Annotated in this window: 10 protein-coding genes; 8 read left to right on the forward strand and 2 right to left on the reverse strand. The window is 75.3% G+C overall.

Going from position 1 to position 11,415, the window contains the following annotated elements; translation table 11 throughout:
- Window positions 1–20 precede the first annotated feature (20 nt).
- The 3 genes from Sdagh_RS21620 to Sdagh_RS21630 all read left to right on the forward strand — a co-directional run bounded on the left by Sdagh_RS21620 (window position 21) and on the right by Sdagh_RS21630 (window position 2,938).
- The gene (locus tag Sdagh_RS21620; protein WP_370594969.1) at window positions 21–806 is read left to right on the forward strand and encodes a DUF5819 family protein; all 786 of its coding nucleotides are present in this window, start codon (window positions 21–23) and stop codon (window positions 804–806) included.
- Window positions 803–2,020: an HTTM domain-containing protein gene (locus Sdagh_RS21625; RefSeq protein ID WP_226535499.1), complete on the forward strand. Its 1,218-nt coding sequence runs from the start codon at window positions 803–805 to the stop codon at window positions 2,018–2,020. The genes Sdagh_RS21620 and Sdagh_RS21625 overlap by 4 nt, the downstream gene beginning before the upstream one ends.
- Before the next feature lie 165 nt (window positions 2,021–2,185).
- Complete coding sequence (locus Sdagh_RS21630; protein WP_190076934.1) at window positions 2,186–2,938, forward strand: TrmH family RNA methyltransferase; 753 nt, start codon at window positions 2,186–2,188, stop codon at window positions 2,936–2,938.
- On the opposite strand, the gene paaN is transcribed toward Sdagh_RS21630, so the two are convergent.
- The gene (gene paaN, locus Sdagh_RS21635) at window positions 2,935–4,629 is read right to left on the reverse strand and encodes a phenylacetic acid degradation protein PaaN (RefSeq protein WP_190076935.1); all 1,695 of its coding nucleotides are present in this window, start codon (window positions 4,627–4,629) and stop codon (window positions 2,935–2,937) included. The two genes, Sdagh_RS21630 and paaN, sit on opposite strands and share 4 nt — an antisense overlap.
- Window positions 4,630–4,789: 160 nt before the next feature.
- Here paaN and Sdagh_RS21640 point away from each other — a divergent pair, with 160 nt between their 5' ends.
- A complete protein-coding gene (locus Sdagh_RS21640; RefSeq protein WP_190076936.1) occupies window positions 4,790–6,307 on the forward strand; it encodes a 3-hydroxyacyl-CoA dehydrogenase in 1,518 nt (505 codons plus the stop codon).
- Complete coding sequence (locus Sdagh_RS21645; RefSeq protein WP_189416697.1) at window positions 6,304–6,894, forward strand: TetR/AcrR family transcriptional regulator; 591 nt, start codon at window positions 6,304–6,306, stop codon at window positions 6,892–6,894. Before Sdagh_RS21640 ends, Sdagh_RS21645 begins: the two co-directional genes overlap by 4 nt.
- 6 nt (window positions 6,895–6,900) lie before the next feature.
- Here Sdagh_RS21645 and Sdagh_RS21650 read toward each other — a convergent pair whose 3' ends face one another.
- On the reverse strand, window positions 6,901–7,521 hold the full coding sequence (locus tag Sdagh_RS21650) for an Lrp/AsnC family transcriptional regulator (RefSeq protein ID WP_226535500.1): 621 nt from the start codon (window positions 7,519–7,521) through the stop codon (window positions 6,901–6,903).
- Between the two features lie 174 nt (window positions 7,522–7,695).
- On the opposite strand from Sdagh_RS21650, the gene pdhA reads away from it, so the two are divergent.
- From pdhA to Sdagh_RS21665, 3 genes are read left to right on the forward strand one after another with little or no spacing between them, the layout of a single operon-like run.
- A complete protein-coding gene (pdhA, locus tag Sdagh_RS21655; protein ID WP_190076937.1) occupies window positions 7,696–8,868 on the forward strand; it encodes a pyruvate dehydrogenase (acetyl-transferring) E1 component subunit alpha in 1,173 nt (390 codons plus the stop codon).
- On the forward strand, window positions 8,865–9,890 hold the full coding sequence (locus Sdagh_RS21660) for an alpha-ketoacid dehydrogenase subunit beta (protein ID WP_226535509.1): 1,026 nt from the start codon (window positions 8,865–8,867) through the stop codon (window positions 9,888–9,890). Before pdhA ends, Sdagh_RS21660 begins: the two co-directional genes overlap by 4 nt.
- The gene (locus Sdagh_RS21665) at window positions 9,890–11,413 is read left to right on the forward strand and encodes a dihydrolipoamide acetyltransferase family protein (RefSeq protein ID WP_189416689.1); all 1,524 of its coding nucleotides are present in this window, start codon (window positions 9,890–9,892) and stop codon (window positions 11,411–11,413) included. The genes Sdagh_RS21660 and Sdagh_RS21665 overlap by 1 nt, the downstream gene beginning before the upstream one ends.
- Window positions 11,414–11,415 lie beyond the last annotated feature (2 nt).

An 11,415-nucleotide genomic window follows, 5' to 3' on the forward strand; every position in this document is an offset into this window, starting at 1 on the left:
GGACCGCCCGACCGGTCCGGCTGCGGGGGGCGCGCCGGGGTGAGTACCGTTCGCGTGCCGCGTCCCGCCGGACGGGGCGCGGGACGACGGACGCCGGTGTGCGGGAGCGGGGCGGGATGGACGCGTACGACACGGGGCCGGACGACACCGGGGGCGCGCGCCCCGGGGTCGCGGCGCTCTCCCCGCGCTACCAGGTCGGCGCGGCGGTGGCGCTGGCGGTCGTCGCCGTCGTGGTCTCGGTCCACCTCGGCATGACCTTCCTGCACGTCGCCCCGGCGAACACGGTCACCAAGCAGCACGGCGACGTCATCGACGAGTGGGTCTACCCGGAGTTCGAGCAGAACTGGAAGCTGTTCGCGCCCAATCCGCTCCAGCAGAACATCTCCGTGCAGGTCCGCGCGGAGCTGCGGACGGCGGACGGCGGCGTCCGCACCACCGGCTGGTACGACCTGTCCGCCGAGGACGGCCGGGCCATCGACGGCAATCCGCTGCCCAGCCACACCCAGCAGAACGAGCTGCGCCGCGCCTGGGACTTCTACCTCGCCACCCATGACTCCGCCGACCGCCCGGTGGGGCTGCGCGGGGACCTCGCCGAGGCGTATCTGCGCCGGATCGCCGTCCTGCGCCTCGACCGGGCGGGCGCGGCCCGCGACGGCGATGTGCTGGACCGGGTCCAGTACCGCTCGCGGACCGGCGCGGTACCGCCGCCCGAGTGGAGCGGGGAGCGGGTCTCCGGCCGCACCGAGCGCCGGGAGCTGCCCTGGTGGCGGGTGCCCGCCCGCGAGGCGGAGGGCGGCGTCGCGTGAACGGCGTCGCGCTGTCGGTCTCGCGCGGTATCGCCCGGGTCACCGAGACCGCCCTCGGCCCGTACCAGACGGCGGTGCTCCGGATCGGGTTCGGGCTGACCTGGCTGCTGTTCCTGCTCCGCGAGTTCCCCCACCGCCACGAGCTGTACGGCCCCGACGGGCCGTGGAGCTGGGGGCTGGCCCGGCGGCTGACCGGGGACAACGGGGCGTTCACGGCGCTGATGTGGTCCGACGGGCGGGTGTGGTTCGAGGCGGTCTACGCGCTGGCGGTGCTCTCGGCCACGCTGCTGGTCCTCGGCTGGCGCACCCGCACGCTGTCGGTGCTGTTCATGGCCGGGGTGCTGTCGCTCCAGAACCGCAGCGTCCTGGTCGGGGACGGCGGGGACAACGTGCTGCACCTGATGAGCGTCTACCTGGTCTTCACGCGGTGCGGCCGGGTGTGGTCGCTGGACGCCCGCCGGGCGCGGCGCGCGGCGGCGGCACGGGAGCGCGGGGAGCGGGCCGGGGACCGGACGGGGCCGGTGCTGTGGGCGGTGCTGGGGCTGGTCCTGGCCGGGGCGACGCTGTCCGGCCGGCTCGTAGGACACGACGTGGAATGGACGGTTCCGGCGCTGTTGTGGGGGATGTGGCTGGTCCAGGCGCTCTGGTGGGCCGCGGGGCGCCGGGCGGGCGGCGGGGAGCCGCGCGTCCTGCTGGACGTGATCGGCAACGTCACGCACAACGCCGCGCTGCTGGTGATCATGGCGGAGGCGTGCCTGATCTACGCGACGGCCGGCTGGTACAAGGTGCAGGGGTCGCGCTGGCAGGACGGCACGGCCGTCTACTACCCCCTGCGCCTCGACTACTTCTCGCCCTGGCCCGCCCTCGCCGACCTGCTGGCGGCCAGTGGCACGCTGGTGATGCTGCTGACCTACGGCACGGTCATGGCGCAGGTCGCGTTCCCGTTCACCCTGTTCAACCGGCGGGTGAAGAACGTCCTGCTGGCCGTGATGATGACCGAGCACGCGGTGATCGCCGTGGTGCTCGGGCTGCCGTTCTTCTCGCTGGCGATGATCGTGGCCGACGCCGTGTTCCTGCCGACGCCGTTCCTGCGGCGGCTGGGCGGGGTGGTGGCGCGGGGACGGTGGTGGCGACGGCCGGCGGCCGTGCCGGGCGGGCCGGGCGTGCCGGCCCAGGGCACGGCCGAGGACGCCGGGGCGGCCCGCGTCGGCTGAGGGCGGGCGCTGGCGCGTGTGCGGGCGGCGGGGCGGGGCCGCAGGCGGCGGCCGTACCGGCGCAGGGGGCCGCGGCCGAGGACGCCGGGGCGGCCCGCGTCGGCTGAGAGCGGGCGGCGGGGTGGGCGTACCGGGGGCCGGGGCGGCGCACATAGGCTTCGGCGCATGACCGACCATCCCCTGCGCGTCTGGCGCGGCCTCGCCGGCGACTGTGTCCTGCTGGACGGCTTCCACGCCCTCAAGCACGCGCTGCGCTTCGGGGCGGACGTCCCGGTGGCGGTCACCGCCGACCGCGCCGCCGCGCTCGCCCTCGCCGGCGAACTGGCCGAGGACGTACGGGAGCGGCTCGCCGGGCTGCTCACGGAGGTCACGGCGGCCGAGTACGCCGCCCTGGTGCCGCGCCCGCACCCCACCGCCGTGGCCGCCCTGGCCGTACGCCCGGACCGCGCGGCGGCGCTGCGGCGGCTGGCCCGGATGCCGCGCACGGCCCCCGTGGTGGTCCTCGACGAGCCGCGCAACCTCGGCAACGCGGGCGCGGTGATCCGGCTGGCCGCCGGTTTCGGCGCGACCGGCGTGGTCACCACCGGCACCCTCGACCCCTGGCATCCGACGGTGGTGCGCGGCGGGGCGGGGCTGCACTTCGCGACCGCCGTGGAGCGGCTGGCGGTGCCGGAGCTGCCGCCGGGCCCGCTGTTCGCGCTGGACCCGGAGGGCGAAAACATCCGCGGGCTCACGCTGCCCGACGACGCGCTGCTCGCCTTCGGCTCCGAACGCGGCGGCCTGAGCGGCGCGGTGCGGGCGCGGGCCGACCACCTGGTGGCGCTGCCGATGCGCCCCCAGGTGTCCAGCTACAACCTCGCCACCAGCGTGGCGATGACGCTGTACCACTGGAGCGCCGGGGCCGGCCGGCCCGCCTAGGCCTCCCGGCGGACCTCGATGAAACGGAAGCGGGGCGCGACGAACGCGGCGTCGGTGAGGGCCGCGTTGGCCGCCGGGTTGCCGCCCGAGCCGTGGAAGTCGGAGAAGGCGGCCGTCTGGTTGACGTACACCCCGCCCGTCAGGTTCAGGGAGAGCTGGGCGGACTCCTCCAGGCAGATCTCCTCGACGGCCCGCTCGGTCTCCGGGTCGGTGGTGTAGGCGCTGACCGTCATCGCGCCGTTCTCCCGGATGCCGCGGCGCAGCAGGGTCAGGGAGTGGGCCGCCGAGTCGACGGCGACGGCGAAGGAGACGGGGCCGAAGCACTCGCTCAGGTACCCGGCGTCGGCGTCCGGCTTGGCGCCGTCCAGCTTGATGATCGCGGGGGTGCGGACGACCGCCCCGGGGAAGTCGGGGTGCTCCACCGCGCGGGAGGCGAGCGCCACCTCGCCCAGGTCGGCGGCGGCCTCCAGACGGGCCTTGACGTCCGGGTTGACGAGCGCGCCGAGCAGGGCGTTCGCCCGGGTGTCGTCGCCGAGGAGGCCGTCGACGGCGCGGGCGAGGTCGGCGGTGACCTCGTCGTAGGTCTTCGGGCCCTGGTCGGTGCGGATGCCGTCGCGGGGGATCAGGAGGTTCTGCGGGGTGGTGCACATCTGGCCGCTGTACAGGGAGAGGGAGAAGGCCAGGTTGGCGAGCATGCCCCGGTAGTCGTCGGTGGACTCGACCACGACCGTGTTGACCCCCGCCTTCTCGGTGAAGACCTGGGCCTGGCGGGCGTGGGTCTCCAGCCAGTCGCCGAAGGCGGTGGAGCCGGTGTAGTCGATGATCCGGATCTCGGGGCGGGTGGCCAGGGTCTTGGCACTGCCCTCGCCGGGGGCCTCGGCGGCCAGCGCGACCAGGTCGGCGGCGAACCCGGCGGCGGCCAGCACCTCGCGGGCGACGGCGACGGTCAGGGCGAGCGGGAGCACCGCGCGGGGGTGGGGCTTGACCAGGACCGCGTTGCCGGTGGCGAGGGAGGCGAACAGGCCCGGGTAGCCGTTCCACGTCGGGAAGGTGTTGCAGCCGATGACCAGGCCGATGCCGCGCGGGGCCGGGGTGAAGGACTTGGCCAGGGTCAGCGGGTCGCGCTTGCCCTGGGGCTTGGTCCACCCGGCGGTGGCGGGGACGCGGGTCTGCTCCGCGTAGGCGTACGCCACCGCCTCCAGGCCGCGGTCCTGGGCGTGCGGGCCGCCCGCCTGGAACGCCATCAGGTAGGCCTGCCCGGAGGTGTGCATCACCGCGTGCGCGAACTCGTGCGACCGGTCGTTGATCCGCTTGAGGATCTCCAGGCAGACCGCGGCCCGGACCTCGGGGCCCGCGTCCCGCCAGGCTCCCTGCCCGGCCCGCATGGCGGGCAGCAGCACGTCCGGGTCGGCGTGCGGGTAGGTGACGCCCAGCTCGATGCCGTACGGGGAGACCTCGCCGCCCACCCAGCCGTCGGTGCCGGGCTGGCCGAGGTCGAGGCGGGTGCCGAGCAGGGCGTCGAAGGCGGCCCTGCCCGCCGCCGGGTCCAGGCTGCCGTGCTCCTCCCCGTACGCCTTGGGGTGCTCGGGGTGCGGGGACCAGTACGCGCGCGTGCGGATCGCTTCCAGGGCCTGGTCGAGCGTGGGCCGGTGCCGGGCGATCAGGGTGTCCGCGGTGAGTTCGGCGGCCATGCGGGACCAACTCCTCGTTCTCCGGAGCTCCTCGTCGAGCTCGGGGCCTGGGGGAAACCTGGGCGGGCAGGGTCGGACACGGCTAGAGTAACCGAACGATCGGTCGGGACAAGGGGGTCCGCCGCATCTGTGGACAAGCGTGTGCGGGAGGATCGCGTCCATGACAGCACTCGACCTCAGCAGCCCCGTGGCCGTCGTCGGCGCCGGCACCATGGGCCAGGGCATCGCCCAGGTCGCACTGGTCGCGGGCCACCCCGTACGGCTCCACGACACCGTCCCCGGACGCGCCCGGGAGGCGGCCGGCGCGATCGGTGCCCGGCTCGACCGGCTCGTGGAGAAAGGCCGGCTCACCGCCGCCGCCCGGGACGCCGCCCGCGGCCGGCTGGAGCCCGCCGGGAGCCTGGCCGGGCTGGCCGGCTGCGCGCTGGTGGTGGAGGCGGTGGTGGAGCGCCTGGACGCCAAGCAGGAACTCTTCCGCGCCCTGGAGGACGTCGTCGACGACGACTGCCTGCTCGCCACCAACACCTCCTCCCTGTCCGTCACCGCCGTCGGCGGCGCCCTGCGCGTCCCCGGCCGCTTCGTCGGCCTGCACTTCTTCAACCCGGCGCCGCTGCTGCCACTGGTGGAGGTGGTCTCCGGGTTCGCCACCGACGTCTCCTCCGCCACGCGCGCCTACGAGACCGCCCGCGCCTGGGGCAAGACCCCGGTCGCCTGCGCCGACACCCCCGGCTTCCTGGTCAACCGCATCGCCCGGCCCTTCTACGCCGAGGCGTTCGCCGTGTACGAGGCCCAGGGCGCCGACCCGGCCACCATCGACGCCGTGCTGCGCGAGTCCGGCGGGTTCCGGATGGGCGCCTTCGAGCTGACCGACCTCATCGGGCAGGACGTCAACGAGTCCGTCACCCGGTCGGTGTGGCGGTCCTTCTTCCAGGACCCGCGCTTCACCCCGTCGCTCGCCCAGCGCCGCCTGGTCGAGTCCGGCCGCCTCGGCCGCAAGAGCGGACAGGGCTGGTACGACTACCGGGACGGCGCCGAGCGCCCCGCGCCGCACACCGCCGAACCGGCCCGGCCGCCCGCGTACGTCGTCGCGGAGGGCGGTCTCGGCCCGGCCGGCGCGCTGCTCGGCATGGCCCGCGAGGCGGGCATCGAGGTCCGCGAGGAGGACGAGGACAAGAGGACCCGGCTGGTCCTGCCCGGCGGCGGGCAGCTCGCCCTCGCCGACGGGCAGACCTCCGTGGAGTTCCGCGACGTCGTCTACTTCGACCTCGCCCTGGACTACCGCACGGCCACCCGCGTCGCCCTGTCCGCCTCCCAGGACACCTCGCCGCGCACCCTGGCGGAGGCCACCGGCCTCTTCCAGGCGCTCGGCAAGAAGGTCAGCGTCATCGGTGACGTGCCCGGCATGATCGTCGCCCGGACGGTCGCCCGGATCATCGACCTCGCGCACGAGGCCGTCGCCAAGGGCGTGGCCACCGAGGAGGACGTCGACACCGCGATGCGCCTCGGCGTCAACTACCCGCTGGGCCCCTTCGCCTGGGACCGCAAGCTGGGCCGGGACTGGGCGTACGCCCTCCTGGACGACCTGCACCTGCGCGACCCCTGTGGCCGCTACGCGCCCTCGCTGGCGCTCTACCGTCACGCCCACGCCTCCGACCAGCGGGAGGACAGCCCCTCATGACCACGGCCAAGCGCGACACGTACACGCCCGAGACGCTGCTCTCCGTCGCCGTCCGGGTCTTCAACGAGCGCGGTTACGACGGCACCTCCATGGAGCACCTGTCGAGGGCGGCCGGCATCTCCAAGTCGTCGATCTACCACCACGTCTCCGGCAAGGAGGAACTGCTGCGCCGCGCGGTCAGCCGGGCGCTGGACGGGCTGTTCGGCATCCTCGACGAGGAGCACGCGCGGGTGGGGCCCGCCGCCGGCCGGCTGGAGTACGTGGTGCGGCGCATGGTCGAGGTGCTCATCGCGGAGCTGCCGTACGTGACGCTGCTGCTGCGGGTGCGCGGCAACACCGGCACCGAGCGGTGGGCGCTGGAGCGGCGCCGGGACTTCGACCACCGGGTGGCCGACCTGCTGCGGGCGGCGGCGGCCGAGGGGGACGTGCGCGACGACGTGGACGGGCGGCTGGCGACCCGGCTGGTCTTCGGGATGATCAACTCGATCGTGGAGTGGTACCGGCCCGGCGCGCGGGGCGCGGGCGAGCGCGAGGTGGCGGACGCGGTGGTGCGGCTGGTGTTCGGCGGGCTGCGCGAGGTGTCCTGACCCGGCTCAGCCCGGCGGCTCCAGGTCCTGTTCCTCGAAGACCAGCAGGGTGCGGGTGCTGAGCACCTGGGGGATCGCCTGGATCCGGGTGAGGACCAGCTCGCGCAGGGCCCGGTTGTCGGGGGTGTGCACCAGCAGCAGGACATCGAAGTCACCGCCGACCAGGGCGATGTGGGCCGCCCCGGGCAGCTCTTGGAGCTGCTCGCGCACCGTGCGCCAGGAGTTCTGGACAATCTTCAGGGTGATGTACGCCGAGGTGCCCTGCCCCGCGCGTTCGTGGTCGACGCGGGCGCCGAAGCCGCGGATGACGCCGTCCTCGACGAGGCGGTTGATCCGCGCGTAGGCGTTGGCGCGGGAGACGTGGACCCGTTCGGCGACCGACCGTATCGAGGCGCGGCCGTCCGCCTGGAGGATGCGCAGGATGTCCTGGTCGATGACGTCCAGGGGGCGCGGGGGCGGCGGGGCGTGGGTGTCCTCCGGGCGCCCGGACGGTGGGGGCGTGGGGTGCCCGGGGCGCGTGGACGGCGGGGTGGCGGGGTGCTCCGGGCGTCCGAGCGGTGGTGCGGGGGCGTGCTCGGGGCGTGCGGGGGCGGATTCGGGGCGCTCGGCCATTTGTTCAGCTGCCATCTGCCTCCGCCTTCGCGCCGTGGACGTACTGCGTCCATCACAGGCTGTGCAGAACCGTTTGTCCACAGCCTGGGGGCCGCTGTAGCCAGAATGTGCCGGCGACCGAACAATCGGTAGGTGAGGCCCGTCACACCCGTGGCGTGCCGTGAACCGCTCCCACGAGGAGGTTCCGACATGACGGTCCTGGAGCAGCGGGGCACGTACCGGCCGGCTCCGCCGCCCGCCTGGCAGCCCCGCACGGACCCCGCGCCGCTGCTGCCCGACGCCGAGCCGTACCGGGTCCTCGGCACCGGGGCGGCGGACCGGGCCGACCCCGGACTGCTGCGCACGCTCCACGCCCGCCTGGTGACCGGCCGCCGGTACAACGCGCAGGCCACCGCCCTCACCCGGCAGGGCCGGCTCGCCGTCTACCCCTCCAGCACCGGGCAGGAGGCCTGCGAGGTCGCCGCCGCGCTGGTCCTGGCGGACCGCGACTGGCTCTTCCCCAGTTACCGCGACACCCTCGCCGTCATCACGCGCGGCGTCGACCCCGTCCAGGCGCTCACCCTGCTGCGCGGCGACTGGCACACCGGCTACGACCCCTACGAGCACCGGGTCGCCCCGCTGTCCACGCCGCTCGCCACGCAGCTCCCGCACGCCGTGGGCCTGGCGCACGCCGCCCGCCTCCGGGGCGACGACGTGGTCGCGCTGGCGATGGTCGGCGACGGCGGCACCAGCGAAGGCGACTTCCACGAGGCGCTGAACTTCGCGGCCGTCCAGCGGGCGCCGGTCGTCTTCCTCGTGCAGAACAACGGCTTCGCGATCTCCGTCCCGCTCGCCAAGCAGACCGCGGCCCCGTCGCTGGCCCACAAGGCCGTCGGCTACGGGATGCCGGGCCGCCTGGTGGACGGCAACGACGCGGTCGCCGTCCACGAGGTGCTCTCCGACGCCGTACGGCACGCGCGCGCGGGCGGCGGCCCGGTCCTGGTGGAGGCGGTCACGTACCGCCTGGAGGCGCACACCAACGCCGACGACGCGACCCGCTACCGCGGTGACGCCGAGGTCGAGACCTGGCGCGGGCACGACCCCGTCGACCTCCTGGAGCGCGAGCTGACCCGGCGCGGCCTGCTCGACGAGGACGCGCGGCGGGCCGTCCGCGAGGAGTCCGAGGCGCTCGCCGCTGACCTGCGCGCCCGGCTGCACGAGGACCCGGTCCTGGACCCCATGGACCTCTTCGCGTACGTCTACGCCGAACCGACCCCGCACCTGCGCGAGCAGCGGGAGCTGCTGCGGGCGGAGCTGGCGGCGGAGGCGGAGGCGAACGCGGACGCCGAGGCGCAGGCCGCGCCGGAAGGGGCGACGCGATGACCGCCGCCACCGCCGCCGGGGCCGCCACCGCCGCCCGGCCGGCCACCCTCGCGCAGGCCCTCACGCGCGCGCTGCGCGACGCCATGGCCGCCGACCCGGCCGTGCACGTCCTCGGCGAGGACGTGGGCGCGCTCGGCGGGGTGTTCCGGGTCACCGACGGGCTGGCGGCGGAGTTCGGCGAGGACCGCTGCACCGACACGCCGCTCGCCGAGGCCGGCATCCTCGGGACCGCCGTCGGCATGGCCATGTACGGGCTGCGCCCGGTCGTGGAGATGCAGTTCGACGCGTTCGCCTACCCGGCGTTCGAGCAACTCGTCTCGCACGTCGCGCGGATGCGCAACCGCACCCGCGGCGCGATGCCCCTGCCGCTCACGATCCGCATCCCCTACGGCGGCGGCATCGGCGGCGTCGAGCACCACAGCGACTCGTCCGAGGCGTACTACATGGCGACTCCGGGGCTCCACGTCGTCACGCCCGCGACCGTCGCCGACGCGTACGGGCTGCTGCGCGCCGCCATCGCCTCCGACGACCCGGTGGTCTTCCTCGAACCCAAGCGCCTGTACTGGTCGAAGGACGCCTGGGACCCCGAGGAGCCGACGCCCGTCGAACCGGTGGGCCGCGCGGTGGTGCGGCGCCCGGGCCGGAGCGCCACTCTCGTCACGTACGGGCCGTCGCTGCCCGTCTGCCTGGAGGCGGCTGAGGCGGCCCGCGCCGAGGGCTGGGACCTGGAGGTCGTCGACCTGCGGTCGCTGGTGCCGTTCGACGACGAGACGGTGTGCGCCTCGGTGCGGCGGACGGGACGCGCGGTCGTCGTCCACGAGTCGGGTTCCTTCGGGGGGCCGGGCGGGGAGATCGCGGCCCGGGTCACGGAGCGCTGCTTCCACCACCTGGAGGCGCCGGTGCTGCGGGTGGCGGGGCTTGACATCCCGTATCCGCCGCCGATGCTGGAGCGCCACCACCTGCCCGGGGTGGACCGCGTGCTGGACGCGGTGGGGCGTCTGCAATGGGAGGCCGAGAGCTGATGGCAGCACAGGTGCGGGAATTCCGGCTCCCCGACCTCGGCGAGGGGCTCACCGGGGCGGAGATCGTGCGATGGATGGTCGAGGTCGGGGAGGTCGTCGCCGTCGACCAGCCCGTCGTCGAGGTCGAGACGGCCAAGGCGATGGTGGAGGTGCCCTGCCCCTACGGCGGTGTCGTCACCGCCCGTTTCGGCGCCGAGGGCACGGAGGTGCCGGTGGGCGCGCCGCTGCTGACGGTGGCGGTGGGAGAGACGGGCGGGGCGGCGGCCGGGGGGACGCCCGCGGACGGCGCGTCCGCGACGGGCGCGTCCCCGGGGGGCGCCGACGGGACCCCGGCCGCCGAGGACACCGAGGGTTCCGGGAACGTGCTCGTGGGGTACGGGACCGCGCGGGCGCCCGCACGGCGGCGCCGGGTGCGGCCCGGGGTGCCGGTCTCCGCGGCGGCGGTGGCGGAGCCGGTGAACGGGCGGGCCCGGGACGCCGGGGAGGCAGCGGCCGCCGCCGGCGGCGCGGGCGGGCGCGTCCCCGAGCCGGACGGCGGGGCTCGCCCGGAGCGGGGACCTGAGCCGGCCGAGGGTCCCGTGCCGGTCATCTCCCCGCTGGTGCGCCGGCTGGCCCGGAGCAACGGGCTGGATCTGCGCGAGCTGACCGGTTCCGGGCCGGACGGGCTGATCCTGCGCGCGGACGTGGAGTACGCGCTGCGCGCCGCCGCGGCACAGGGCCGTACGGCGGCGGCGACGGGGGCGCCGGTCCGGGACGGCGGCGGGGCGGAGGTCCACGCGGGGCCGGGACCGGCCGTGCGGGAGGACCAGGCGGGGCCGGGACCGGCCGTGCGGGACGGTCACCGCATCCCCCTCAAGGGCATCCGCGGTGCCGTCGCCGACAAGCTCTCGCGCAGCCGGCGGGAGATCCCGGAGGCGACGGTCTGGGTGGACGCCGACGCCACGGAGCTGATGCGGGCGCGGGCCGCGATGAACGCGGCGGGGGAGCCGAAGATATCCCTGCTCGCGCTGCTGGCCCGGATCTGCACCGCCGCCCTGGCCCGTCATCCCGAGCTGAACTCCGCGGTCGACACGCAGGCCCGGGAGATCGTCCGGTACGACCGCGTCCACCTCGGTTTCGCCACCCAGACCGACCGGGGCCTGGTGGTGCCGGTGGTCCGGGACGCGCACACCCGGGGCGCGGAGGACCTCACCGCCGAGCTGTCCCGGCTGACCGGGGCGGCCCGTGCCGGGACCCTGGCCCCCGCCGACCTGACCGGCTCGACGTTCACGCTGAACAACTACGGGGTGTTCGGCGTCGACGGCTCCACGCCCATCCTCAACCACCCCGAGGCGGCCATGCTCGGCGTCGGCCGGATCGTGCCCAGACCCTGGGCCCACGAAGGAGAGCTGGCGCTGCGCCAGGTCGTGCAGCTCACGCTCACCTTCGACCACCGGGTCTGCGACGGCGGCACCGCGGGCGGTTTCCTGCGGTATGTCGCGGACTGCGTGGAACGGCCGGCGGTCCTGTTGCGCACCCTGTGATC

Source organism: Streptomyces daghestanicus (assembly GCF_020521275.1).
Lineage (GTDB): Bacteria > Actinomycetota > Actinomycetes > Streptomycetales > Streptomycetaceae > Streptomyces > Streptomyces griseoviridis.

Coding starts and splice junctions, on each gene's coding strand:
- pdhA (WP_190076937.1), top strand. CDS start 7,696: ATGACGGTCCTGGAGCAGCGGGGCACGTACCGGCCGGCTCCGCCGCCC.
- Sdagh_RS21650 (WP_226535500.1), bottom strand. CDS start 7,521: ATGGCAGCTGAACAAATGGCCGAGCGCCCCGAATCCGCCCCCGCACGC.
- Sdagh_RS21660 (WP_226535509.1), top strand. CDS start 8,865: ATGACCGCCGCCACCGCCGCCGGGGCCGCCACCGCCGCCCGGCCGGCC.
- Sdagh_RS21645 (WP_189416697.1), top strand. CDS start 6,304: ATGACCACGGCCAAGCGCGACACGTACACGCCCGAGACGCTGCTCTCC.
- Sdagh_RS21630 (WP_190076934.1), top strand. CDS start 2,186: ATGACCGACCATCCCCTGCGCGTCTGGCGCGGCCTCGCCGGCGACTGT.
- Sdagh_RS21665 (WP_189416689.1), top strand. CDS start 9,890: ATGGCAGCACAGGTGCGGGAATTCCGGCTCCCCGACCTCGGCGAGGGG.
- Sdagh_RS21640 (WP_190076936.1), top strand. CDS start 4,790: ATGACAGCACTCGACCTCAGCAGCCCCGTGGCCGTCGTCGGCGCCGGC.
- paaN (WP_190076935.1), bottom strand. CDS start 4,629: ATGGCCGCCGAACTCACCGCGGACACCCTGATCGCCCGGCACCGGCCC.